Genomic DNA, 25,221 nt, shown 5'->3' with positions numbered 1-25,221 from the left:
GCATGAGAAGCACAGAAGTTCGTTACAGGAATTACACTGTCGTCTTTTTTATAACCGTATCGTTATCAACCCTTTCTCAGACCACCCATGGAGAGGTCACCTCCCTCCAGGATAATTACGGCCCTCGGGAAAAAAGTTCGTATCCCCCCGCACAAATCAGTTATTCAAAACAAACGGACAACTATCTGACGAACCTCCAGGGAAAACTCAGTAGAAAGGTGTTTGAAGATACAAGTGATGAAACCCTGGCTGACCTTAATTTTGAATATGGCCGCCTTTTTTCGCTGGCCCGTACAGATTATCAGGCCTTTGGTTACCTCACCTCTCAGATTGACAGCGACAATCAGATCAGACTGAATTCAAGTCTTGGCCATTATGTGCCTGCAATTGATGGTGAGCTCCTCTTCTCCTACCGACTGTTGGGGAAAAAACTCAACAATACACTGGTGCAGAGCGGAAGTTTCAGCAAGAATACCTATGAAAACAGTTTTGCGGCAAATTACACCCGGTACAGCAATTCATTTCTTCGAGAAACCTCAGTCAGCTATTCCTGTAGCGTTATCCCCGGTGAAACCCTGCACCGTACTCGTATACCTCACGGCGATCAACAGCAGAACACGGCCTATCTTCTTGACGCTTTCAGCGAGACAACGACCCATGAGGTTCTCGCTCAAATGGCCTTTGGCTATGAAGAATTAGGAGCCAGTTATCTGCATGGATTAAAGACCAGTCTGAGCCTGGGGTATGAATATATAAATCAGGATGAAATGTTTGATATGTCCGAACAAGTTGAAGAATCTCTTACATTTCTTGCCAGCATACGGCAAAAAACATCAATCGGTTCCATCACCACCTTCTACAGGTACCTCCATTCGAGCCAGACCTTGTACACTGGCTATTCCATCAGTGGCCTGGAACTCTATGTGAAAGAAACCCGCTACCAGGATAAGAAGAATTCAAGATCTCTTGGCTTTCTGATTAAATTCAACCTATTGAATCCGGACGATCTGTTTGGAAAAATTAAAAAATTATTCAAAAGATCAAATGCCGCAGGCCTTGACCAGGATCGTATCCGGCACAGTATGAGTCTTCGCTCTACAAAGTTTACAACCCAGCCAACAGTCAGAACACACATAGATTCCTGATTACTGGTCCTGATTACCACTTGCCTCAGGGGTGATACTCTTTTGGCCACGGGCTGAATGAATTCTACGTAAGTCCCGTTGAGCCTCGTACAACGAGCTGATCCCCAGCGCCTGTCGATTGAGCCCTTCAACGGTGTACCACTGATTTGTTCTGTCCAGGGTTGACTGCCCTATGGTCACAGGTTTTTCTCCCTTTCTGGTAATTCCTATAAAAAAGGCCTGGGGTACATGCTCATACATCGTGGCTTCTGAATGTGAAGAAGTACCAGCTGTAGCATAGGTACGAAAAAATTCATCGTCCGTGGGACCGGTATAACAGCTCATCGTCTCTGGTGCTCTAATGTTCCAGAATACATTCCGCACTCCTGCATGGGGTAAAACAGACATATCCCCGCCAGGACAGACATAAAAACCCGTCAATTTGTCAAACAGATTTTCAAAAGGAAAAATACCATGAAAATCTATCACAGCATCAGTACCTGTGGCATCGTTTCGTCCTTCATAGTGGCTTGTCGAATTGGTGACAACATTACCTGAGGCCATCATGGTGAGGGTAACCGGATGCACCAGCCGGGCATAAAAGTCAGCCTGAGCCAGCAAAATATCATTACTCCGGCCAATCGTTACCCCAGCATGACCGTCTTTTCCTTCAAACCTGAGATTTTGCAGGGTACAGTTGGCGGAGTGGCTTATTATCGTCCCTTGGGTGAGGTCTTTAAAGGTTACATTTTTCACCCAGCTATCAACGACATGACTGATCCAGACACCATTCCACAGATAATCCTGCTCCTTGGCCGTTCTGATAACCGTGCCCGTTTGGTCCTTATACGGCTTGTGGTGCTGATAATCACCAGGCCAGCTGCTCTCAATGAGAAGATTCTCAATCCCCACCTCACGTATTCCTGAAAACGAGGTAATCCTGGGTTTATACCTGGCAAACAGGTCAAAACGGGCAGGCTTGCACAGGCGAACAGTGTTACTGTCCAGGACCTCGCTAATTTTAACGATCCAGGTGTAATCGCGTGAAGCCTTACCAAAGGTATCTGTCTGATCGGCAGTCAACTGAAAGGGAGAGGTAAGCTGTACTGAAATGTCGGCTTTTATGGGATCTGGGTTCGTCTCATCGATCAGAGGATCTTCAAGAGCGATAACGACATCCTGACCCGCCGCAAGCCCAGAGCTGTCAGCTACCCGAACCAGGGTTTGCCCTCGCAGGATATCGGCTGTAACCGTGGTAATCTGCTGCTCATTTTCAGGTCCGATCACTGCAATCGTGGCACCACTGCGGGCGGCTTGATCTGCTGGCACACTGCCCAGTCTCCGCACATTACCTTTAAAGGCTGGGTATCCAAGATGAAGAACTGTGCCGTTCGCGCCCCCCCCTTCCCCGCGAATGACAACCTTGTCCGAGGTGATTCTGAGGGCATTTGTTTCTGGTTTTGCACGAATCTCATATCGGCCTCTCGGCAGTAGAACAACACCTCCCCCGACATTGCCAGCAGCATCAACTGCCGCCTGAATTGCTCTAGTGTCATCAACCTGATCATCGGGGATTGCCCCATACTCCTTATCGGTTACATCAAATACAGGACCATTGATCTCTGGCAATGGACGTTCCCCCATGGCATAACCCGCCTGGGAAAAATCCGGGAGCTGCATGGCAGAATCGTCATTATTGACATATCTTTGCCACACCTCTGGAATCCAGGCAGACTCACTTTTTGGTGGTCCCTGATCATTCAAGGACACCTGCTCACCTTTTGGCTGAGCCACTCCTTCATCGGGAAAAACAATAGGATGTACAACCAATACAGCCAGAAGACCCAACGACAGTGCCTTGATTGTTTTATAAAAACTGTTCATGTAGCGATTCCACCCCTGCAATGCGTTGTTGGAGATACAGCATCCTGCTGCGGCTGACTGCGGTAACAACTGATATGTGGTACCACAACTCTTCGTTTAATCATTTGACGATTTGGTAACAGCCATATATAGTCGAAATTTCTAAATTCCAGTGACAGTGATCTTGTGACATTCTTGACGTCCTGCCATTACACAACTCTAACGATACTGTTTAGAGCTGAACATTACCAATCCCTCTGACTGAGTGCAAACACTACCTACAGTTTTCCATTATGTTATTTAATTCTTTACAGTTCTCACTATTTTTTCTGGTCGTCGTCACAGCCTACTTTCTTCTTCCCCATCGGTATCGCTGGGGTCTGCTTCTCGTCTCCAGTTACTATTTTTATATGTGCTGGAAAGCTGAATATGTCCTTCTGATCATGTTCTCCACCGTGGTTGATTATTTTGCAGCTTTACGAATGTCTGCCCTCACAGATCAAAAGAGACGGAAAAAATATCTGGCACTCAGTCTGACCTGCAATCTATCGATTTTGTTTTTTTTCAAATATTTCAATTTTCTCAGTCAATCAGTACACCAGACCCTGCAATCGATTAATATCTTTTACGACACGCCATTATTTAAGGTTCTCCTGCCGGTTGGCATCTCTTTTTACACCTTTCAGACCCTCAGCTACACCATCGACGTCTATAAAGGACGGGTTAGTGCAGAAAGGCACCTCGGCATCTATGCCCTGTATGTTTCTTTCTGGCCTCAACTGGTTGCAGGCCCCATTGAACGGACCAAGCATCTCCTGCCTCAACTCAGACAGCGCTACGAATTTGATTATCCCCGTGTCGTTGGAGGTTTGCGCCTCATGCTCTGGGGGCTTTTCAAAAAAGTTGTCATTGCTGATCAATTAGCTGTCTACGTCAATCGCGTCTATAACCATGTTGATGACTATCAGGGGTTGCCTCTCGTGGTCGCCACCTTCTTTTTTGCGATTCAGATCTACTGTGATTTTTCGGGATACACAGACATGGCAAGAGGGGCTGCCAGGGTCATGGGCTTTGATCTCATGGAAAATTTCAGACGCCCCTATTTTGCCAAATCCATTCGCGAATTCTGGCAACGCTGGCATATCTCCCTTTCCACCTGGTTTCGCGATTATGTCTACATACCACTGGGCGGCAATCGGGGAGTAAAATGGCGCTGGTATTACAATCTTATGATTACCTTTCTCTTAAGCGGCCTATGGCACGGAGCGAACTGGACCTTTGTGGTCTGGGGAGGACTCCATGGTTTTTATCTGGTTATAGAGAACATGAGTGGCTCTTTTCAGGCGAGAATCGCCCGCTGTATTTCTGCAGGAGAGCAGACCTTTATGAATCGCCTTACCCGCCTGGCGATGACCATGACGATGATCTGTTTTGCCTGGATTTTTTTCCGCGCTAATTCTCTTGGCGATGCTTTTTCTGTTCTCGGGAATATGTTTGTGATGCACTCAAGTACAACCGCAATTTCAGTGGTTGGCCTGCCTCTTTTGCTCTGCGATCTCTGCCTGGTTCTATTTCTTTTTACGGTTGATATGCTCGAGAGAAAACACTCCATACAGGATGTGATAGCGGACCTTCCCCTTACTCTGCGCTGGCTTTTTTATACTATTCTCCTCTGGATTATTGCTGTGGCGGGTGTGTTTGGGACACGGCAGGAATTTATCTATTTTCAATTCTGAACAAAAGATATTTTTAAAACATGGGCATTCAAAAATTCTTCATAAAAGCAGTCGCCTTCACCCTTTTGAACATATTCCTCCTGGTGGCGGTTTTGCTCTTTTTTTCAGGGAGCAACCGGGATATTCAATTCAATATCAAGGACACTGAATCTAATCTTCTGGCAACCGGGGCAAACAGACATTACGACATCGGGTTGCTGGGAACCTCACGGGGGCGGGTATTTTCAAGAGATGATAATCACCAGAGGGTAGAGAATCTTCTGCAGAAAAGCCTTGTTAATCTTTCAAAAGGGGGAGGCGGCGGCCTGATGCCCGCTAAAATCCATCTCTCTTATTTTTACAGCCGGGGCAACAGCGTTGATCACCTCTTTTATCTGGTCGACCCATGGGTCTTTTATTCTCCCATCAACAATGAAAACAACACCTTTTTCCTCCGGGATGAGCCGTTTGAACTGTCCATTCTCTGGCAGTTGATCACTGACCGCTACCCTCTCAATACAATTTTCTCCTATCTGAAGATGATTGCGGTGACTGACTGGCAGGAAATTTCCCGCTATGCAGGACCAGGTCTTACCAGCGGAACGCTGAAAAACATAGACCACGAAAAAGTACAGCAGGCAAAAATCTACTACCAGAGCAGGTACAAAAAAGAGAGCTTTAAACGCTACTGTCAGTATGTTGATACCATTAATGCACTTGCCAAAAAACATGGCAGTAAAATTACCTACATCATCTTGCCACTTCTTATTCCGGATTTCCCTGGAATAGAAGCCGTTGACCAGAAACTCAGGGAGGTCGCAAAGCAGCAAAGCCATGTAAGCTACATAAACCTCTCAACCGCTATGCAGAACACACAATATTACTATGACCATATGCATTTTAATACACGTGGAATCAGCTACTTTAGCCAAAACGTTCTTGCTCCAATCCTTGAGGGCAAAGATCTCTCATTTTGACAATGTCTCGGGCAATTACAACTGCTCTATTCCCTGTCCAAATTCACCAATTACAGAGACGATTAAAACTCTATCAATCGAATGAGTATTCAGCAAATCCAGCATTCATGAAAAATCTGCTATCTCTTTTTTCAAAACATGTTGCTAGAATGACGATCTGGGAGAACATAATATAGACTGGAATGGCACAATATTCTTCAGAGTGATCAGTCATCTGCTTTTTAAATAAAAAATGAATCAAAATGGAAATACGATACCTTTTAAAAACCATTCTTTTACCGCCTTTTACTCAAATAATAGTTCTACTTATGGCATGGCCATTACATAAACGCAGACCACTATGTGCAAACGCTCTCTTCATACTGGCCGTACTCAGTCTGTGGGGGTTAGGAACACCGATTGCATCAACGTCACTCGCGCTTTCACTTAGACAAGATCAAGCGCTCCAGCCCCATCAGTTGGCAACTTTGCAGGCCGATGCCATCGTAATCCTTTCTGGTACACAAAATGAAGCTACCCCTGAATTTGGTGAACCGGTAAGTGGCGAACAGGCATTAAGCCGCATACGGTACGGCGCTTTCCTTCAGCGTCGGACAGGGCTGCCAGTACTGTTGAGTGGTGGATCAGTGCAAAGCAATGAGCATCGCAGTCTAGCCGAGACTATGGCTTTTGATTTGTTTGAAGGTTTTGGGATTCAAGCAAAATGGCTAGAAGCTAAAAGCAGAACGACTGCAGAAAATGCTGACTTTAGCTATGAAATTTTAGAGGCAGAAAATAAAACATCCATTCTACTGGTTACTTCTTCATTGCATATGATGCGGGCAAAATGGAGTTTTGAACGAGCTGGCTTTTTTGTGCAGCCAGCCCCAACAGACTTTATTGACAAAAAAACACTATCCACCAGCTCCTTTATACCGAACGCTCACAGCCTGCAATTGAGCAGTGAGGCAATCCATGAATGGCTGGGGTATTGGGTTTACCTCTTACTGAATTAAGATTATTCCAAAGCAATATTGACTGTCTGTGCGCATACCAACCCTTCGTTAGGAAGGGTAGACGTTAAGAGTAGAGACCGCAGTAAAAGATCATCCACCAACCAAAATGATCCGTATATCCATTACATTGGTATTAGTAGGCCCCGTTTTATACAGATCATCAAGTGCTGCAAAAAAGTGATATGAATCGTTATTATCCAGATACTCCTTTGACACAAGGCCCAAAGCACGTGCTCTTTCACCCACGCTACTGTCGGTGATCGCGCCCGCCGCATCAGTCGGCCCGTCGCTGCCGTCTGTACCGGCGGAGAGCACCACAGTGTTTGGCATCCCCTGCATCTGCATTGCAGACGCAAGTACGAATTCCTGATTGCGACCGCCTTTTCCATGGCCTTTAATAGTAACCGTAGTCTCTCCACCGGAAAGAAGACAGGCTGGAACTCTCACCGGCTCATTGTGCCGGGCTATTTCCCGTGCCAGCGCCATGTGAAACGATGCAGCATCTGCAGTCTCTCCTTCTATCGTAGAAGAGAGCAGAAGAGTATTATAGCCCAGCTCTTTTGCTTTTTGTTTACAGGCCACAAGTGCTTCGTAATTGCACCCGACAACAACGTAGTGAACTTTGTTAAAAAACGATGCACCTTGTTTTGGTGTTTCTGCAACCAAACCCGCAACACCGCTCTGTATATGTTCTTGTACACGTAAAGGAATCTTATCTTTTATAGCATACTTTTCAAAGATAGCTGCGCATTGTACATATGTTGTGGAATCGGCAACACAGGGGCCCGAAGCAATTGTATCAAGGTCATCTCCCACAACATCTGAGAGCATTAAACAGACAAGGGTCGCTGGAAAAACCGCTTTGGCCAGGCCGCCCCCCTTAATCTTTGACAGGTGTTTGCGCACAGTGTTGATCTCGTGAATGTCTGCGCCGCAGTCTAGGAGGGCTCCGGTTGTCTGTTGCTTATCCTTAAGACTCACGCCATCCACCGGACAGGGGAGCAGCGAAGATCCACCCCCTGAGATCAGGCAGATCACCAGGGTTTTCTCATCACACTGTGCCGCCAGTTCCAACAGGGCATCGGCCCCCGCCACTCCATTTGCATCGGGTAAAGGATGACCGGCCTCCACAAGACGGACTTTTGCAAGAGGGAGGACATGGTCATATTTCACCACCACAAGACCTTCAGTGATGCGCTGGGCCAAAATCTCCTCGACAGCCCCAGCCATTGCAGCACCTGCCTTTCCGGCTCCCAGTATGACTATTCTGGTGTACAGTGCCAGATTGTAGTCACGCCCATCAACGCGTAAAATGTTGTGATCTACGGCACAGAACCGCCTGATCGCTGCTGCCGGATCAACCGCCCGCAGACCCGCCTGAAAGATATCAACAATATCTCTTCTCATTCCTGCGAGTTGTTCATCCATAGACTACGCCCTCTTCCCTTTTAAGGCTCCAGACCCAAAATCTTCTCTGCATTGGGCTGGAAATAATTTTTGCCATTTTCTCACATTTCTTTACTCAATTCTTTGCTATTTCTCAACGCATTGAGAAAATACAGATCACTCCAGATCAAAGACAGGTAAACGACAACTGGTAAAGCCACCTTTAAAATACAAAGGCCCCGGTACCGCCAGCAGTACCCAAATGGTTCATGGATAATGGAGAACGAACTCAGGGTCCATACATCTCACACGCTCAAAAGAGATACCACTTGCCCTCTTTTTTGCATCTCAGCTTCCCGCCTTCCACCTCCTCCCATAGTGGTTCGTCCAAACGGTCTTCATATCCATCCTCAAAGAAGATATTTTTTTAATAGAGCATCGGAATAAAATAGGATATCTTCTGTTCAGTACAGTCGTTAAAAAATTCTTCCGTCATGTTTTTGATGCGAAATCACAACCGTGTTATAAGAGCATCTTCCCATACAATGAGCATTTCTGAAATTTTCAACACCAAGGAGAAACAGCAATGAATAAAAAACTACAGTGGTTACTGGTCTGCATTACAGCGATCTGTCTGCTCGTGCCCGGCACCTCTTTCAGTGCAGAAAAAAAGCTGAAAGTCGCTTTTGCCCTGCTCTGGACCATAGATGATCAGGGCTGGACCACTGGTCACTACCGCGGCATCGAATATCTTCGTGAAAAAATGGGCGACCAGATTGAGGTCGCCTATACAGAAAAAGTTCGCGCCGCGGATGCCGAGAGAGTTTTCCGGGGTTATGCGGAGAAAGGGTTTGATCTGATTTTCGGAACCACTTTCGAACACATGGACGCCCTGATGCGGGTGGCCAAGGACTATCCCAATATTCGCTTTGAGCACTGTTCCGGATATAAGACTTCCCCAAACATGGGCAACTATTTTACCCGGATGTATCAGGGCGAATATCTTGCCGGTTACATGGCGGGACTGATGGGTTTTAAAAATGTGGGCACAGTCGCAACCCAGCCGATTCCTGAACCTATCAGAGGCATCAACGCCTTTACCATTGGCCTCATTAAAGGCCTTGATGAAGCTGGCGTACAATACGATAGCGACAAGCTCAACACAGTGGTATGGCTCAAGTCCTGGCGTGATCCCATCAAAGAGACCACTCTGGCCGAGACCCTGGCTGCACGCAAGCATGACCTGATTCGTCAGATGGCCGATACTCCTGACACCTCCAAGGCTGCCTGCGCGGCTGGTGTTCCCGCCATTGGTTACGGCACGGATGCGGCTTTGGCCGGTGCCGACTGCACCCTGGTTTCTTCTCTTTTCAACTGGGGCCCATATTACGTGGAAACCGTCAAAGCCGTCATGGACGGAACCTGGGAACTTCGCCAATACTGGAAAGGTTTTGAACAACAAGGAATTCAACTCAGCCCCTTTGGCAGCAAGGTTCCCCAGGATGTCCAGACGAAAGTAATAGCAGAGATGGAAAAACTGTCCCAGGGAGAAGACCACATCTTTGCAGGGCCGCTTTACGATCAGGATGGCAAAGTCCTCTATGCACAGGGAAGTTCTGCCTCCGACTCCGATCTCCTGTCCATGCGGGTTTTGATCAAAGGCGTAAAAGGCAATATCCCTCAGTAAGAGGATCACAGAACCTTGGGCAGTACCGGGAGCCCCTCCCGGTACCTGCCTTAATTTATGGATTTTTGGTCACGGATCATCAATATCAGGCCACCTTGAGCGAACCAGCCACTCTCGACAACTCAGGATATACCCTGTACTCAACACCATAGTAGAAAAAGGTAAACATGAATATTCTTGACGGTCTCGAATCCGGAGAGAAGTATCTCTTAACGGTAAACGGCCTTGATTACGCAATTGAACTCCCTTTCGTTCGCATCCCCTCGGGCGAGAAAAAGCTCAAAATTGCATCCCTGAATCTTGTGGGGCAAACCAGACTCAACAACGACCTCGGACTCCTTCTGGCTGAAAAAATCCGCACCACGATCCCCGATCTCTCCCGCGTTGCAATTCTCACCGTTGTTGAAAAGGCACTGCAGATAACCCAGGTTGCAGCCCAGGCCCTTGGTATCGATGCAGTGGCGGTTGCCTATAACCGGGTGAAACCCCACATGGAACCAGACTTCAGACCAATTATCCAGATTGGTTCGGATTCCATTACAAGCGGCAGTAAATTTCTTGCCCTCTACGAGCGCGACCTTGAATTGCTGGCCCACGCCGAATCTGTCATCCTCATTGACGATGTCGTTTCCACCGGAGGCACCTTTCTTGGCCTGGCAGACATTCTTGAAGAAGTAGCCCGACAGAAGCAACGTGAACCGCTTCCGGTGCTGGGCATCTTTTGCGTTGCAGTAGAAGGGAGCACTCCTCCTCTGCTCTCCGCCCCGGTCTACTCCCTTGCCAATCTGCCGGCACCTGTCGCGGAGTAAAGGCCGATGACGCAGAATCCAGCAGCGACACCACTGCTTGCCTGCCGTGGTGTTGAAAAACGTTTCGGCCCTGTCATTGCCAATAAAGATATCAACCTTGAAGTTTTTCCGGGGGAGATCCTGGCCATCCTGGGAGAGAACGGTGCAGGAAAAAGCACCCTGATGTCTATTATTGCCGGTCGCTACAGGCCGGATGCAGGCTCTATCGAGATTAACGGCAAGGCCAGTCTCTTTGTCTCTCCCGCCAAGGCATTAAGCCTTGGAGTAGGCATGGTCTACCAGCGATTCATGCTGATGGACACCCTCACCGTTGCCGAAAACATACTCCTGGCAGCCGATGCATGCGGCAGATCGGTTTCCCTTCGTGCCATTAAAAAAGAGATAAACCTCCTTGCCAACCGTTATGGGCTGGAAATTGATGCAGATCGGCAGGCCGGCAGCCTTTCCATGGGTGAGCGTCAGCGTGCAGAGATCCTTAAACTCCTGGTGCAGTCCGCAAGACTCCTCATCTTTGATGAACCCACCGCAGTACTCGCCCCACCGGACGTTGAACGATTTTTCCAGGTCGTAAGCCGACTCAAAGAGGACGGTTGCGGCATTATATTTATCACCCACAAACTCGAGGAGGTCCTGAAGATTGCCGACCGTATCGCCATCCTCAGAAAAGGCCGTATTATTACCCAGACGACACTTGACAGAGTCAGCAGTAAACGCGACCTCGCCCGCCTGATGGTCGGCCGGGAGGTCGTACTTCGGGTGGATAAACCTACAATTGCAACAAAGGACACCGTACTTGAGGTCTGCGGTTTAACCGGGCCCAAAGGTTCCATGCAACCCGCCTTTACCGATATTTCTTTCAACGTTTGCCGGGGGGAGATACTCTCCATTATTGGCGTTGCCGGGAATGGTCAGGCCTCGCTATGCAAAACAATCAACGCCCAGACAACAGGTCAAAACGGTACGATACAATTCTTAGGGAATTCCTTTGACGCAGCAACCTGGGCCACCCGCAGGCAGTCTGAGATTGCCTACGTGCCAGAAGACAGACATCATGCAGGCAGTGTTGCCGGGATGGATCTTGCAGAAAACTTTCTATTAACCAGGCTTGAACAAAGTGGCAACAGCTTCTGGCTCCAGCACGCCCGGATGGAAAGTGATATTCAGACGGCAGTACAAGAGTACAGCATCGTCACCCACAGCAGCCGGACTCTTGCCGGCCAACTCTCGGGAGGCAATTTGCAAAAGCTGATCCTTGCCCGGGAACTGGCCAAGAATCCTGCCCTTTTCATCGCGGAACAACCAACCCAGGGACTCGACATCTCGGCAACTGAAGAGGTCTGGCAAGCAATTCTTGCGCAGCGCCAATTTTCTGCGGTACTGCTTTTTACAGGCGACCTGAAAGAGGCTCTTTCACTCTCTGACAGGATTGCCGTGATGTTCTCCGGCAGGATAATTGAGATCATTAACGCAGGTGATGCCGACTCTGTCGGGCGAATAGGCCTGCTCATGGCCGGGGCTGGAGGCTGAGATGAGGTTACGCCTGGAAAAACGTTACACTAAACCACAAAATGAACAGCTGTTAATCGCGGTTATCTCTTTTGGCCTCGCCCTGCTCGTGGGATCAATTATTTTCCTGATTTATGGAGCGAATCCCTTTTTGGCCTATGGAGTTATGTTTCAGGGAGCTTTTGGCTCGAGCCTGGGATTCACTGAAGTCATCGTCAAGGCCATCCCGCTCATGCTGACTGGCCTTGCCGTTGCCATTGCTGCCACCATGTTACTCTGGAATATCGGCTGCGAAGGCCAGTTTGTCTTTGGCGCCCTGGGAGCTACCTGGGCCGCCCTCTACCTTACCCCCGACTGGCCGTCCTATAGTGTTCTTCCTGCACTGATCATTTGTGGAGCTGCAGCGGGCATGCTCTGGGCCCTCATTCCTGCAATCCTGAAAGCCCATTTTCAGGTAAGTGAGATTCTTACCACCCTGCTGCTCAACTATGTTGCCATCATCATCATGGACCATCTCTATTTTGGTCCGTGGCGAGACCCGGATGGCATGGGGTTTCCCGGTTCGGCCCTTTTCCCCGATGCTGCAGCCCTGCCACGCTTTTTTGATTCCCGTATTCACCTTGGGCTTTTTCTGGCAATTGCGGCTACCATTGTGCTCCATATCCTTCTTCGCCACTCCAAATGGGGGTTTCGCATACGGGTCATCGGTAAAGGGCCAATGGCTGCGCAGTATGCCGGAATGAAGGTAAACCGGGAAATAATACGAGTCATGCTTATCAGCGGGGCGCTGGCGGGACTTGCCGGAATGAGTGAGGTTGCCGGAATCCACCTCCGCCTCCAGGAAGGTCTCAGTGTCGGCTATGGCTATGATGGAATTATCGTTGCCTGCCTTGCTGGTTTCAGACCTAAAATGGTCCCAATTTTTGCACTTGTCCTCGGCGGGCTGATCATCGGAGGGGAACAGCTGCAAAGTTCCATGCATCTGCCAGCATCAATCGTCCAGGTCCTTGAAGGTGCACTGCTCCTTGGTTTTCTTGCAAGTGAAGCTCTGCTGCGATTTCGTTTGCGCATTATAACCTCTTCTTCTCCATCTCCCTCTACAAACAATGCTTAGAGACCATGAAAGAAACTTGGAAAAACAGAAGTAATTTCTAAATCTTATGATAGACGATATTGTTTTTATCTCACAGATAACCATTAAATCCTCCATTGGTGTCCTGCTGGCTGCAATCGGGGAAATCTTTGCCGAACGTAGTGGTATTCTCAACCTTGGAGTTGAAGGGATGATGCTTGTCGGCGCTTTGACAGGTGCCGCAATCGGTCTTGCCGGGGGGCCGCCACTGCTTGCCCTTGGCGGTGGCATGCTGGCAGGCGCCTTGCTGGCCATGCTCCACGCTTTTTTTAGTATTACTCTTCGAGCCGATCAGACACTCTCGGGCCTTGCTATTGCCATTCTGGGCGGCGGTCTCAGTAATTTCCTTGGCCGGCCTATTATTGGTGAGGTTGGCATCCGTCTTAAAGCTTTTCCCTTGCCCTATCTCAGCGACATTCCTGTTATCGGCGAAATCTTCTTCAACCAGTCGGTACTCGTCTACCTCGCCTATCTTATCATCCCGTTTGCAAGCTACGTGTTGTTCCACACACGAACCGGATTAAAAATCAGGGCCGTTGGCGACGACGCCGTCTCCGCCGATGTCATCGGCATCAATGTCACAGCAATACGCTATTGCTGCACCATTTTTGGGGGGATTCTTGCGGGACTTGGTGGCTGTTACCTGTCACTTGCCTACACCCCTGGCTGGAAAGAGAACATGACGGCAGGACAGGGCTGGATCGCCATCGCCATGGTTATCTTTTCTCTCTGGTCGCCTTATCGCGCAGTACTAGGAGCCTTGCTCTTTGGCGGGTTAACGGCCCTTCAATTCTTTTTCCAGGCAACAGGGATTGAGGTGATCCCCGTCTATATTTTATTGATGCTCCCTTATCTACTCACCATAGGGGTGCTGATTCTCGTCATGCACCTGAAAAAAGGCGGCAAAGATGGCAAAAGCCCCAGGTGCCTCGGAGTACCTTTCCACCGCGAAGGCTGAATTTTTTTGATAAAAAACATGATAACCCTTACCAGCCACACCTCATACGATGATCTCGAACTTTCAGGGGACGCAATTTCGTTTGAGCCACAGCTTCAATACACTGAGTTCTATGACTGTGCCTTTAAAAACTGCCGATTTGCAGAAATTCACCTTTTTGCCTGTATTTTTGAGAACTGCAGCTTTCACAACTGTGATCTTTCTTCAGCAACACTCAAACAGACCTCCTTTCGTGATGTGATGTTTATCGAAACAAAACTCACAGGAATTGAGTGGTCTGCGACAAGCGTTCCCTTAGATGTCAATTTCAGACAGTGCCTATTGAACTACTCTGGCTTTATCGGCGTTGATCTGAGAAACACCGAGATGAGTCAATGTCAGGTCAAGGAAGTTGATTTTACTGAGACAAATTTATCAAAGGCTGACTGCAGGGGCTCAGATTTTACCGGTGCGAGATTCGTTAACACCAACCTGACGCATACAGATTTAAGGAAAGCGGTGGGGTATGCCATTCACCCTGAAGGCAATATTTTACGTAAGACTAAATTTTCACTTCCTGAGGCGATATCACTGCTGAACGCTTTTGATATTGTCCTGGAATAAAACAATCCATTCGTAGCTCCATTGGTTTGAAGTGGATTATGAATGGATTGTCTGTGACAAGTTCTACATCTCTTTACTCAACCCCTCTACTGCGTAGATATGGACCGTAAGCCATATCTTTTTTCTTGATGTGGGTCAGCAACCATTCTTTGAGAAATTCCATCAACTCAAGAGAAACATCTTTTTCACCACGGGTGAATTCCTCCTGAAAGGCGACAACCTGGCCGACCAGCTTATCATGCAGCTCCTGATGGGCCTTTTGCTCGGGGTAACGATGCTCTGCAAAGAGCTTTTCTTCATATTTAAAATGTTTCGCCGTATAATCAATGAGGCGCCCAAGCGTTTTCCCCACAGCTTCTTTGCCAAGACCGGCATGCATCTGCTTATAAAGCTCATTGATCAGGTTGACCAGAACCTTATGCTGTTCATCAATGGAGTTGATCCCCACGGAGAGATTCTGCGACCAGCGAATGAGGGCTTTTACCACTGTAGTCTGGTGAACCCGTTCTATATTTTTATGGGAGGCTCCAAGATCGAACTGGCTCGTTTCCCCGTTTATCTTATCCGCAACCCTTTTCAATTCGTGCGAACTCTCCTGCAGACGCAAACTGCCTTCCTTTGCTTCTTTTGAAACCTGACTCACCGTCGCGATATCTTTGGCAATCTCTTTTGCCACCACCGAAGCCTGGAAAACATTCTCGTTCACTTCATTGATACTGGAGGAGGCCTCCGTCACATTCAAAGACACCTCATTTACCGTCGTCGCCTGCAGTTCGGCAGCCGTTGCGATCGTGCCCACAAGTTCATTGACATTATTAATCACAACACCGATCTGAGAGATCTCTTTCACCGTATCGTCAGTTGAACTCTGAATCGATTCAATTTTCGCCTTTATCTCTCCTGTTGCCTGGGCGGTCTGCTTTGCAAGCTCCTTGATTTCATTTGCAACCACCGCAAAACCTTTACCCGCCTCACCAGCCCTTGCCGCCTCAATGGTCGCATTCAAGGCAAGAAGATTGGTCTGTTCTGAAATTTCCGTGATCACTTCGGTGACCTTGCTGATTTCCCTTGCTGCGTTGCCGAGCTGGTTGACCTTTTCAGATGACATTGCGGCATAAGAGACCGCCTCTTCCGTCATGGAACTCGCCTTGGCTGTATTTTGAGCGATTTTCTGTCCGGCCATAGCCATTTCTTCCATGGCAGTGGCGACCAGGTTAACATTTTGAGAGGCCTGCTCACTGGAGTGTGTGACCATATCCATGTTGGCGCTCATCTCCTCTGTGGCCGCAGCAACTGCATCTGAACGGGAGGCTGATTGTTCTGCCCCACCGGTTAGATCTTCTGCTGCAAGGGCCAGTTCCGTGGACGTTGCCTGCAAGGATCGCCCTTCTGTGACTATATTGCCGATCAGACTCCTCAGCCTGCTACTCATCTGAAAGAGGGCCTCCTGAAGACTTCCCGGTACGCTTGAGCCATAGCTGTCTTCGGTCAGATCTCCCTTGGCGACTCTTCTGGCAAGATCCACCATTGCAGCAGGCTGGCCACCGAGCAGGTTCAGAATGGAACGTGCATTCAAATACAACATACCAAGAACCAGAAACAGGCCAGCGACGGACCCCCAGATAAAAAGATTTCTCGACTGTATGCTAATGGATTCGCTTGTATTCTGGACTTGCTCTACCGTTTTATCTGATCTCGCACGGATATCTCCATTAATGTCTGAGATGACAGACTGCAGGGTTGTATTAAGTTTGGCCGATTCCTTGCCCAGAAGGAAATCGATCCGATCACTGTTAGTTTCAACCAGATCGTCAAACTGGAGGCTGACGGCGTCACTCTCCCGAATTGACTCGGTCAGGTCAAGCGCAAGGACCACACTTCCAATTGTCTCTCCGTCAGACTGTATAGTCTCTTGTAGAACAAGAACATTTGAGTCACTTTCTCCAGCTTGTATAATTTGCTCAATGTCAGGCTTGCCCTGCGGCAGATATGACTGCAGAATTTCATTTTTACGGTTGAGAAACCGGGTAATCGGTTTTCCTTCCGAATCTTTGTAAAAAAGAAAGACTACATCCTTATTGGCATGGGCACTTCTCACATAGGTATTCAACGCAGCATAATTTTTAGTGATAATTGAATTCACCGAAGAAACAGACAAAAGCTGCAAAAGATTTTCGCCACTTTGTCTCCACAGGCCCTGAATATTCATGCGCATCGAGAGAGCAGTCGCTTTCAAGGTTTCCGATGACGATGTGGCAAGCATTGACGAAACTTCTGTCTGCATTTTTTGCAGATCGCCTTCAAACCTCTCAGAGAGTTTACCTAAATCCTCCCCGACCGATCCGGCTATCTCAGAAAACGACTTTTCAATCTGACTATTTAAAAGCCTGCTGCTTTTCTTTTGGGAGACCACCGTAAAGGTGATTGCGGCAATGATCATCACCAGAAGAGTAATGGCGACAGGTATAATCAACTGGGCACGAAAATTGTTGCGAAAAAGAGATTGAAACATTGTTATCCTCAGAGACTGGCCCTACTGGCCCAGGTTCTTTTATTCTGGAAAATTTACAGGCACACCCTGTAGCCGGTACTCCTGCTACAGGGTTTTGATACCTAAACTGTTATTCTGCGTAAGCACCTACTTTCAACGATTGCTGCAAGGACTGGACACCAGAATAGTCCAGCGGATCGGTCCAGCCTATGATTTTTGCTGCCTGTGCCGCTTTATCGCCTTCTTTAAGTTCTTTCAGAGCTGAGACAATTTTTACTGAAAGTGCATCATCTGTTGCTGCAACCTTGGCCAGTGGCCATTCCGGATAAAGCGTAGTGGAGCAGAGAAAGGGAAAATCACCATCGGATTTTGCCTCAATAACCTTGAAATCTTCCATGACAATCGCACCACTTGCCACCATTCTCTCAAGGGTGTCGGTGCGTACTGTACCTGCATCTACCTCTTCATTTTGAACCGCAAAGACTACATTGTCGTGGGTTCCGGAGAAAACCAGGCTGGCAAAATCCTGAAATGGATCTATACCCCTGTCGATAAACTCCTTGTATGCCATTTGCCAGCCACCAAACGAATTTTGCATCACTGCAGCAAATTTTTTCCCTTTCAAATCTTCAAAAGAATTTATGCTGTCATTATAGGCTGAAGCGATAACCACGCCGCCAAAAGACTTCAGGGCTTCGCCCTGACGGGAATTAATCATCGTCGCAACAGGGGTTGCAGCAAATTTAACCTGCATGGTGATAAACATAGATGAATTGACCAGGAAAAAATCAACCTCATTTGCCTCGACTGCGGGCATAACCTTATCAAAATCCAGGGGAACTATTTCCACCGGTTCACCAATTTTCTCAGTGAGATAGTCACCGGTTGCAGCCCATTTTTTCATAACCGCGGCCGAGCCATTTTTGGCCAGAATGCCAATCCTGACATCTGCATAAGCAGAAGAAAGAAACAACAGGGAACAGCTTAACAGAACAATTACAGCTCCAATTTTTCTCTTCATTCTTCACCTCCATGTGAATACATTCATCTAACATTGCATTACCTTTACAATGTCGAAATTGTCTCACGGGCAAGTGAAATATGTCAAGAATTGTTTTGCAAAAATCTCCTTAGGACAAGACAGACTGCAGTGGTCATCCGGCAATGTACCAAGCAGACACGCAACCGCTGGGGGAAGAGGCTGAACATTCAAATAAGCTATTGGTTCAGCAGAAAAATTACGAGGAAAAGGAAGCGAAAATATACCCCGAAAAAAGCTGTATGCCCTCCTGCCATATAGAGTCAGGCATACAGCGAAATGGTAGTGTTCTTTAATAAATTTTGCGCTTTCGAAAGGTTGAACCTATGACGTCAAAACTATTTTCGACGATAAATAAAGCGTCAGAATCAATGGAAAAAACTTTTTCTTCCAGCCGCTTCATCTGAATGTTATTTGTAATTGCCATCAGAATTTCCTTATCATTGCCACTAAACGCGCCACGACCTTTGATAAAGGTCGCACTCATATTTAAATCTTCAATCATCACTTCCGCAATTTCAGAAGTGAAATCGCTGATCACATAGACAATTTTCCTCTGATTCGAGAGTGTCAGCAGAAAATCGAGACTCTTGGTGGTAACATACGTAAGAATTATAGATGCAATAAGAATGTCGGCACTATAATTGACAACAACCAGGGAAAAAAGAACCATATTAAAGAGTAAAAACGTTCTGCCGACACCAAGGTTATATTTCTTGTTGAGCATAATCGCGATGATATCCAGGCCTCCGCCGGCACCAACGGATCTCAGGATAAGTCCGGATCCGGCACCGCAGATACAACCTGCGGCAATTGCGGCATAGAGCTGATCACTGACACCAAAATCCAGTACTATCCATTGCCCGGCAACGGTAATAACCGCAGTACAGTACATGGTATAGAGAACAAAACGTCTGCTCACGAACATCCAGCCTAAAATGAAAAATGGGATGTTGAGTACTAGATAAAGAATACTCGGTGACAAAAAATTCGTTTTGTAAAAAATAAAGAGGCATAAACCATACAATCCTCCCGGGATAAAGGAATGGTGAATAACGATACCGTTCATTCCTATGACAAAAACGACTGCTCCTGCAGTGAGAAGAAAAAGGTTCCACGGTACGGAAAAGCGAAACTGTTGCCATTTATTAAAACCCATAATACGTCAGTCCATGTGAAAATGAAGAAGATGTACTCCTATATTGCTGATAGTCTGCAAAAAACTATTAACGTGAAGCGACCCTAAAAAAGTCGCAAAATACATAGCTTAAATCTTTAGAACTGTCAAATCTATAAAAAAATCCACCCACGTCTTCAGGCTGTCTGAAAGAATTCGATTCTTCATACACGATAAAAGCATGCCAGTTCTTTGAGTACGGCAATATGATATCATAGTCTACGCCTGCCTCTGAAAATAAAATCTCAGGCACTTTATAGAGATTCTATCTTAAAGACTGGCTATTAAAAAAGAGCCTCATCTCAGCAAAACCTCTTACCTGCACCCATGTAAAAATAAAAGCGCCACTTTTTTGTTGCACAAAACTTTTTCTCCACCAGATCAAGAAACAGCAACAGTGCAGGTGTCTTTTTCCAGCATAGCAACTTTTACGTTGCACCTGTTCATTTCGATAAAACACAAGAGGATCTTGTCTTCTCCTGTTGTTCTCTTGGATACGCCAGTTTTGGGCCTTGAGTTGAGACTCCAGGAGTGCATCATTTATGTTGCATATTCCAGCATCTGGATGTTCAATTCCAACCGGAGTACGTGTATGCATTTTCCCCCGCCCCGTGTAAGAATTTGTATTGATGTATATTTTCAAAACTTGGCAAACCTTTCCAGGTAACAGGCATAGAAAATGCTTGAATTATATCTGATGAGGAGAATATGAAAAAACACCCTTACATACACATTATACCGATTATCCTGCTCGTTCTCTTTAGTTTTGCAGAGAACTGCTGGGCGCTCCAGTCCCATGGGGCACCTGAAGGTATATACGTACATCAGATGGCCCACCTTCTTTTTTCGGGTGCTCTTGGCTACCTGTACTGGCACACAAGAACCTCCCCGGTAATCAAGAGCAAAGGATGGAAATTTCTACAAATATTCTGCTTCTTCCTCATCGCCTGGAACCTGATTGCTTTTACCGGACACGAGGCTTTCAGCCATTTAACCCCTACCGATTTTATTGATAAAAACACCTGGAAAGAGCAGCTGGCTCCCCCCATCACCGGGATGAAGATTCTCTATTATCTGACAAAAATGGACCATTTTCTCAATGTCCCCGGCCTGTTCGCCCTTGTCATCAGCCTGAGAACCTTCTACAGGGAAGCTCTGCTGGAGGCGAAAAAATGAACGGTATTCCTCTGCTGCCAGCTGTTACCGTTGAATTTTTCGGGTCTGCCCTTGCCATTTTATTTTCCTTCATCGCATTACGCTATGCCTGGTTCCTTGTTCGTCTTCAGCCAAGCAATTTTATCTGGGGCTTTCTCTTCTATTTCTGTATAGCCATGGCCGCGTTTTCCCTGTCCCGGGGAGTTGGTCACATGGTTCGAATCATACTTGTATATACAGATCAAAACACTCTGTGGAAACAACTCTCCCCCTTATCAGGCGGCTTCAACACCATGTTGATGATCTCCGTTGCTGCGGTCATTATTTATTACCACAAGGGACTTGCCGCATATAAGCTCCTGCGCCAGGAGGCGGTCAAACTCTTTGATGCCAATACACAACTGGCATCAAGTGCCAAACAGCTTCAGGAACTAAACACCCATCTTGAAGAAATGGTTGAGGTCAGAACTCATAACCTTTCAGAGTCTGAAAAAAAGTTTCGCAATTTCTTTGAAAACTCAAAAGATATCATCTTCTTCTGCGATAAAAACGGATATTTTACCAATATCAACAGCAGTGGCATTAAACTTCTCGGCCTCACCCAGCCACCTGAATCCGTTAATTTCCATGACCTTTTTGCCCATAAAAATGATCTGGAAACCTATCTCAACGGGCTACACACCGACGGCTTCATCAGTGACCTGGAGATTGAATGTCGGGGAAACAACGAGGGACCAAAGTTTATACTGCTCACCGCCAACGCAATTTACGATCTCGACGGCCAGTTCGTTGCATATGAAGGTATTGGCAAGGACATGACAAGACTGCGAACCATGACAGAACAGCTGATCAACCAGGAAAAAATGGCCTCCGTCGGTCAAATGGCTGCAGGTGTTGCCCATGAGATCAATACCCCGCTTGGTATAATCCTCGGCTATACACAGCTGATGATGGATGATTTCGAACCGGATTCTGAAACCCATAACAGCCTCCTCGTAATGGAGAGGCAGACCAAGGCCTGCCGGAGAATTGTCGCTGATCTCCTGAAATTTTCACGCCAGGCCCATAGTGCAAAAACTGTCATAGACCTCAACACCATCATCGGTGAGGTTCTTGCCGTCACGGAACATACCCTGAACATTAATCGCATCGACATTATTCGTCATTTTGGAGCAGGTCTCCCGCAAATCGTAGGGGATGCCGAGAAACTCCATCAGGTCTTCATAAATCTTTTTAATAATGCTCAGTTCGCTATGGAAAATGGCGGTAAAATCATTGTCACAACCGGAAAGATCAACAATGAACTGCACATCATCGTTCAGGATACTGGCACGGGTATCCCGGATGAAATCAAGAACAAGATTTTTGATCCGTTTTTCACCACAAAAGATGTCGGCAAAGGAACTGGACTTGGCCTTTCTGTAACCTACGGCATAATCAAGAATCACGGTGGCCGTATAAGTGTGGAAAGCCCGGTCACTGATCCTCTATCAAATGAAACGGTACAGGGCACAGCCTTTCATATCTGGCTGCCTGTCAACAGTACCCCCAACGACGAAAACAGGGAGCAACACTAAAATGTCAGACATACTTGTTTTAGATGATGTATTGGACGCAGTCATCCTCATCAAAAAAATACTCACGAGACAAGGCCATTCAGTAGTGACCTTCACAGAGGAAGAAGAGGCTATTGAACACGCCAGAAAAAATCCTGTGGACCTTGCAATCCTTGATATAAAACTGAAAAAAATGAGCGGAATTCAGGTACTTGAGGAGTTGAAAAAAACAACTCCTGACCTGAAGGTGATCATGCTCACAGGTTATCCCACCATTGAAACAGCCCGCGAAGCCATCGAGCTCGGTGCTGGAGAATATTGCGTTAAACCGATTGACAAAACTGAACTTGAAGAAAAAGTAGCAGGAATTCTAGCAAGATAAAGCTGTACAACAGGAACTATGAACAAGGAGATTTTATGAAGAAATCAGTCTACTCCATATGCGGAATGTGCACTGTTCGCTGCCCGATCCGTGTGGAGTCACAGGACAACAAGATTACCTGGATCGAAGGCAACCCATACCAGTTGGACGGTGCGCTTTGTGCTAAAGGTACTGCCGGGGTCGCGATGATGAATGACACCGAGAGACCACAGCAACCCCTCATCCGCGTCGGTGCACGAGGTGCCGGTCGCTGGAGAAAAGCAAGCTGGGACGAGGCCTTTGACTTTGTGGCAGATAAGCTCAAAACCATTAAAAAAGACTTCGGCCCTGAGTCCGTTGTGCTGTCTTCCAGAGGCGGCCCGTGGCAGGATATGTACAAGGCGTTTATCCACGCCTATGGCTCCCCCAACTACACCAATCACGACTGCACCTGCGGCCGCAACACCCACCATGCAAGTTTGTCTATAAATGGCGTTGGCCGGAAAGGATTTGCATACGACATTAAAAATGCAAAGCATCTGGTTCTTTTTGGCCGGGACATGTTTTCCGCTCTTAGAATTGCAGAGAACAATCAGACTCTTGATATGCTCGAAAACGGTGGTCGTCTGACCTATGTGGATGTCCGTCAGACCATGACCGGCGTCAAGGCCACAAGGTTTTTCCAGGTTCGCCCCGGAACCGATTACGCTCTCGCTCTTGGTGTTATTCACCAGGTCATCAAAAAAGGATACTACGACAAGGATTTTCTTGATCGCTATGTTACCGGCTTTGACAAACTCTGCACCTTTATTGAAGAATACACCCCCGCCTGGGCGGCCAAGGAATGTGACGTCAAGGAAAAAGACATTCTGGCTTTTGTAGAGGAAATTGGCCAGGATCGACCCAATGTCATCTTCCACCCCGGCTGGAATCTGGCACGCTACAGTGATTCCTTCTACGCCAGCCGTGCCATGCACATCCTCAATGTCCTGATGGGCAATATTGAGATGAAAGGCGGCCTGTTTATTCCAAAAGGTGCTGGCGACTGTGGCAAAAAAGGGATTCGCAGTATTGACTGTCCCAAACCCGACATCAAACGCGGTGATGGTGTCGGCTGGGAATATAAGCACTTTGACAAAGGCCCAGGGCTTGCTCACCTGTTTTTCAGCCACATGATCAGTGAGGACCCCTATCCAATCAAGGCCTGGATCGCCATGCGCCATGATCCCTTCAGTGGCCTGCCGGATCCTGAAAGGCAAAAGCTTGCCATGGACAAGTGTGATCTGTTGGTTTCCATCGATACAAACTACAGTGAGTTTGGCTGGTATTCCGATATCATCCTGCCCGAGTCAACCTATCTTGAGCGCGACACACCAATTGTCCAGCAGAAAGGTCTCAAACCACGATTAACGCTCAGAAGAAAGGCCATAGAGCCTGTTAATGACACCAAATCTTCCTGTGAGATTTTCACCGCGCTGGCACAACGCCTCGGCCTTGAAGAGACCTTCCCTTTCAAGACGATGGAAGAGCTCTGGGCCTGGCAGCTGGAACCCACCGGCTACACCATGGCTGATTTTGACAAGAAAGGTTTTATAGAACTTTCTGACTCACCGGTCTTTTTCGATCGTGAGAAACTCGACGGCCAGTTTAAAACCCCAAGCGGCAAGATTGAGATCATCAGTGAAAAGCTGACGAGCAATAATCTTCCTTCACTCAAACCTTTTGTGGCCCCTGATAAAGCACCTGAAAAAGGAATGTTCAGGCTCATTTACGGTAAGGTGGCAATCCACACCCAGGGCCATACCACAAACAACCCACTGCTTTCTGAGCTCATGCCGACCAATACCCTCTGGGTGAATACAAAGCAGGCGAAAAAACTCGGAATTGTAAGCGGTGATCTCGTTGAGGTCTCTTCAAAAGATAGATCATATAACGCAACAGTTGCTGCACATGTCACCGACCATGTTCATCCAGAGGCCGTATTTACCACCCATGGATTTGGCAAGGAAATTCCGAAGCAGACCAGAAGTTACCTGGCCGGACTCAGCGATCAGAAACTTATGATTGGCAAACTTGATGAGTGGGATAAAGCTGGTGGCGGTGTCAACCTCTGTGAAGCTTTTGTCTATGTGAAAAAGAGTATCCGTAACACCAAGAGGAGAGCAGACCTGTGAAAAAATATATGATCCACCTCAATACCCGCAGATGTATTGCCTGCCACGGTTGCGAGGTCCATTGTAAAGCAAATAAAGAGTTACCCGTGGGCCCCTTTCTCTGTGAGATCAGCTGCACACCCCTGAAAATGGTCGGGGGGGTTCCCCGCATGGAGATAACATTTTCCACCTGCAGACACTGTGAGGATCCGCTCTGTGTACCTGTCTGCCCAACCAATGCAATGGTGCAGAGAGAAGATGGCATCGTCTACATTGATCAGGAAAAATGCATAGGCTGCATGGCCTGTAAGAAGGCATGTCCATGGGAGATTCCTGTGCAGAATCCAGATAACGGCAAGGCCGTCAAGTGTGATATGTGCATGGATCGTCTGGATGCAGGTCTCAAACCCGCCTGCATCTCGAAATGCACAACACATGCACTTAAGCTGGTCGAGCTTCAATCGCTGTAACAGAGCCTGCCAAAGTTTTTCAACCTCTTGTTCCGGCAGGTGTTCGGCCTTCCAGGCTGACTGC

The 25,221-nt window shown here is 47.4% G+C and carries 20 protein-coding genes; 15 read left to right on the top strand and 5 right to left on the bottom strand.

All coding sequences use genetic code 11. The annotated features are described in order from the left end of the window. Positions 1–2 precede the first annotated feature (2 nt). Positions 3–1,145, top strand: a complete 1,143-nt coding sequence (locus tag FCL48_RS12895) for a hypothetical protein (protein ID WP_136872698.1) — start codon at positions 3–5, stop codon at positions 1,143–1,145. On the opposite strand, the gene FCL48_RS12890 is transcribed toward FCL48_RS12895, so the two are convergent. Continuing rightward, complete coding sequence (locus tag FCL48_RS12890) at positions 1,146–3,008, bottom strand: glycosyl hydrolase family 28-related protein (protein WP_240744837.1); 1,863 nt, start codon at positions 3,006–3,008, stop codon at positions 1,146–1,148. Between the two features lie 272 nt (positions 3,009–3,280). Here FCL48_RS12890 and FCL48_RS12885 point away from each other — a divergent pair, with 272 nt between their 5' ends. The 3 genes from FCL48_RS12885 (at position 3,281) to FCL48_RS12875 (ending at position 6,674) form a co-directional block, all read left to right on the top strand. Further along, positions 3,281–4,723, top strand: a complete 1,443-nt coding sequence (locus FCL48_RS12885) for an MBOAT family protein (RefSeq protein WP_136872697.1) — start codon at positions 3,281–3,283, stop codon at positions 4,721–4,723. 20 nt (positions 4,724–4,743) lie between these two features. Next, positions 4,744–5,679, top strand: a complete 936-nt coding sequence (locus FCL48_RS12880) for a hypothetical protein (RefSeq protein WP_136872696.1) — start codon at positions 4,744–4,746, stop codon at positions 5,677–5,679. A gap of 242 nt (positions 5,680–5,921) precedes the next feature. After that, the gene (locus FCL48_RS12875; protein WP_136872695.1) at positions 5,922–6,674 is read left to right on the top strand and encodes a YdcF family protein; all 753 of its coding nucleotides are present in this window, start codon (positions 5,922–5,924) and stop codon (positions 6,672–6,674) included. 90 nt (positions 6,675–6,764) lie between these two features. On the opposite strand, the gene FCL48_RS12870 is transcribed toward FCL48_RS12875, so the two are convergent. Beyond that, positions 6,765–8,102, bottom strand: a complete 1,338-nt coding sequence (locus FCL48_RS12870) for a glycerate kinase (RefSeq protein WP_136872694.1) — start codon at positions 8,100–8,102, stop codon at positions 6,765–6,767. A gap of 544 nt (positions 8,103–8,646) precedes the next feature. Between FCL48_RS12870 and FCL48_RS12865 the strand changes: the two genes are divergently transcribed. From FCL48_RS12865 to FCL48_RS12840, 6 genes are all read left to right on the top strand, one after another. Continuing rightward, complete coding sequence (locus FCL48_RS12865; protein WP_136872693.1) at positions 8,647–9,747, top strand: BMP family ABC transporter substrate-binding protein; 1,101 nt, start codon at positions 8,647–8,649, stop codon at positions 9,745–9,747. Positions 9,748–9,914: 167 nt separating this feature from the next. Further along, positions 9,915–10,556 carry a phosphoribosyltransferase family protein gene (locus tag FCL48_RS12860; RefSeq protein WP_136872692.1) on the top strand — a complete coding sequence of 214 codons (642 nt, stop codon included), beginning with the start codon at positions 9,915–9,917 and terminating at the stop codon, positions 10,554–10,556. A gap of 6 nt (positions 10,557–10,562) precedes the next feature. Continuing rightward, positions 10,563–12,083, top strand: a complete 1,521-nt coding sequence (locus FCL48_RS12855; RefSeq protein ID WP_136872691.1) for an ABC transporter ATP-binding protein — start codon at positions 10,563–10,565, stop codon at positions 12,081–12,083. Position 12,084: 1 nt separating this feature from the next. Further along, positions 12,085–13,176: an ABC transporter permease gene (locus tag FCL48_RS12850; RefSeq protein ID WP_136872690.1), complete on the top strand. Its 1,092-nt coding sequence runs from the start codon at positions 12,085–12,087 to the stop codon at positions 13,174–13,176. Between the two features lie 46 nt (positions 13,177–13,222). Next, the gene (locus FCL48_RS12845; RefSeq protein WP_136872689.1) at positions 13,223–14,152 is read left to right on the top strand and encodes an ABC transporter permease; all 930 of its coding nucleotides are present in this window, start codon (positions 13,223–13,225) and stop codon (positions 14,150–14,152) included. 18 nt (positions 14,153–14,170) lie between these two features. After that, a complete protein-coding gene (locus FCL48_RS12840; RefSeq protein ID WP_136872688.1) occupies positions 14,171–14,755 on the top strand; it encodes a pentapeptide repeat-containing protein in 585 nt (194 codons plus the stop codon). 73 nt (positions 14,756–14,828) lie between these two features. Here FCL48_RS12840 and FCL48_RS12835 read toward each other — a convergent pair whose 3' ends face one another. From FCL48_RS12835 to FCL48_RS12825, 3 genes are all read right to left on the bottom strand, one after another. Then, the gene (locus FCL48_RS12835; RefSeq protein WP_136872687.1) at positions 14,829–17,267 is read right to left on the bottom strand and encodes a bacteriohemerythrin; all 2,439 of its coding nucleotides are present in this window, start codon (positions 17,265–17,267) and stop codon (positions 14,829–14,831) included. 109 nt (positions 17,268–17,376) lie between these two features. Next, entirely contained in the window at positions 17,377–18,267 is an 891-nt protein-coding gene (locus tag FCL48_RS12830; RefSeq protein ID WP_136872686.1) for a phosphate/phosphite/phosphonate ABC transporter substrate-binding protein, read from the bottom strand. 310 nt (positions 18,268–18,577) lie between these two features. Then, entirely contained in the window at positions 18,578–19,444 is an 867-nt protein-coding gene (locus FCL48_RS12825; protein ID WP_136872685.1) for a YitT family protein, read from the bottom strand. Positions 19,445–20,170: 726 nt separating this feature from the next. Here FCL48_RS12825 and FCL48_RS12820 point away from each other — a divergent pair. The 5 genes from FCL48_RS12820 to FCL48_RS12800 are packed head-to-tail and all read left to right on the top strand — an operon-like array spanning position 20,171 to position 25,157. Beyond that, positions 20,171–20,638, top strand: coding sequence for a hypothetical protein (locus FCL48_RS12820; RefSeq protein ID WP_136872684.1), 468 nt, complete (start codon positions 20,171–20,173; stop codon positions 20,636–20,638). Continuing rightward, positions 20,635–22,194, top strand: a complete 1,560-nt coding sequence (locus tag FCL48_RS12815; protein ID WP_136872683.1) for a nitrogen regulation protein NR(II) — start codon at positions 20,635–20,637, stop codon at positions 22,192–22,194. The genes FCL48_RS12820 and FCL48_RS12815 overlap by 4 nt, the downstream gene beginning before the upstream one ends. Position 22,195: 1 nt before the next feature. Then, positions 22,196–22,555, top strand: a complete 360-nt coding sequence (locus tag FCL48_RS12810) for a response regulator (protein WP_136872682.1) — start codon at positions 22,196–22,198, stop codon at positions 22,553–22,555. A gap of 35 nt (positions 22,556–22,590) precedes the next feature. Next, entirely contained in the window at positions 22,591–24,708 is a 2,118-nt protein-coding gene (locus tag FCL48_RS12805) for a molybdopterin-dependent oxidoreductase (RefSeq protein WP_136872681.1), read from the top strand. Beyond that, entirely contained in the window at positions 24,705–25,157 is a 453-nt protein-coding gene (locus tag FCL48_RS12800; protein ID WP_136872680.1) for a 4Fe-4S dicluster domain-containing protein, read from the top strand. The genes FCL48_RS12805 and FCL48_RS12800 overlap by 4 nt, the downstream gene beginning before the upstream one ends. The last annotated feature ends 64 nt before the right edge of the window (positions 25,158–25,221 follow it).

Source organism: Desulforhopalus sp. IMCC35007 (assembly GCF_005116575.1).
In the GTDB taxonomy this organism is placed as follows: domain Bacteria; phylum Desulfobacterota; class Desulfobulbia; order Desulfobulbales; family Desulfocapsaceae; genus Desulforhopalus_A.
This window is presented reverse-complemented; position numbering and strand designations above follow the sequence as displayed.

Coding starts and splice junctions, on each gene's coding strand:
- FCL48_RS12880 (WP_136872696.1), top strand. CDS start 4,744: ATGGGCATTCAAAAATTCTTCATAAAAGCAGTCGCCTTCACCCTTTTG.
- FCL48_RS12860 (WP_136872692.1), top strand. CDS start 9,915: ATGAATATTCTTGACGGTCTCGAATCCGGAGAGAAGTATCTCTTAACG.
- FCL48_RS12845 (WP_136872689.1), top strand. CDS start 13,223: ATGATAGACGATATTGTTTTTATCTCACAGATAACCATTAAATCCTCC.
- FCL48_RS12825 (WP_136872685.1), bottom strand. CDS start 19,444: ATGGGTTTTAATAAATGGCAACAGTTTCGCTTTTCCGTACCGTGGAAC.
- FCL48_RS12810 (WP_136872682.1), top strand. CDS start 22,196: ATGTCAGACATACTTGTTTTAGATGATGTATTGGACGCAGTCATCCTC.
- FCL48_RS12885 (WP_136872697.1), top strand. CDS start 3,281: ATGTTATTTAATTCTTTACAGTTCTCACTATTTTTTCTGGTCGTCGTC.
- FCL48_RS12875 (WP_136872695.1), top strand. CDS start 5,922: ATGGAAATACGATACCTTTTAAAAACCATTCTTTTACCGCCTTTTACT.
- FCL48_RS12820 (WP_136872684.1), top strand. CDS start 20,171: ATGAAAAAACACCCTTACATACACATTATACCGATTATCCTGCTCGTT.
- FCL48_RS12870 (WP_136872694.1), bottom strand. CDS start 8,102: ATGGATGAACAACTCGCAGGAATGAGAAGAGATATTGTTGATATCTTT.
- FCL48_RS12805 (WP_136872681.1), top strand. CDS start 22,591: ATGAAGAAATCAGTCTACTCCATATGCGGAATGTGCACTGTTCGCTGC.
- FCL48_RS12855 (WP_136872691.1), top strand. CDS start 10,563: ATGACGCAGAATCCAGCAGCGACACCACTGCTTGCCTGCCGTGGTGTT.
- FCL48_RS12895 (WP_136872698.1), top strand. CDS start 3: ATGAGAAGCACAGAAGTTCGTTACAGGAATTACACTGTCGTCTTTTTT.
- FCL48_RS12890 (WP_240744837.1), bottom strand. CDS start 3,008: ATGAACAGTTTTTATAAAACAATCAAGGCACTGTCGTTGGGTCTTCTG.
- FCL48_RS12850 (WP_136872690.1), top strand. CDS start 12,085: ATGAGGTTACGCCTGGAAAAACGTTACACTAAACCACAAAATGAACAG.
- FCL48_RS12815 (WP_136872683.1), top strand. CDS start 20,635: ATGAACGGTATTCCTCTGCTGCCAGCTGTTACCGTTGAATTTTTCGGG.
- FCL48_RS12840 (WP_136872688.1), top strand. CDS start 14,171: ATGATAACCCTTACCAGCCACACCTCATACGATGATCTCGAACTTTCA.
- FCL48_RS12835 (WP_136872687.1), bottom strand. CDS start 17,267: ATGTTTCAATCTCTTTTTCGCAACAATTTTCGTGCCCAGTTGATTATA.
- FCL48_RS12830 (WP_136872686.1), bottom strand. CDS start 18,267: ATGAAGAGAAAAATTGGAGCTGTAATTGTTCTGTTAAGCTGTTCCCTG.
- FCL48_RS12865 (WP_136872693.1), top strand. CDS start 8,647: ATGAATAAAAAACTACAGTGGTTACTGGTCTGCATTACAGCGATCTGT.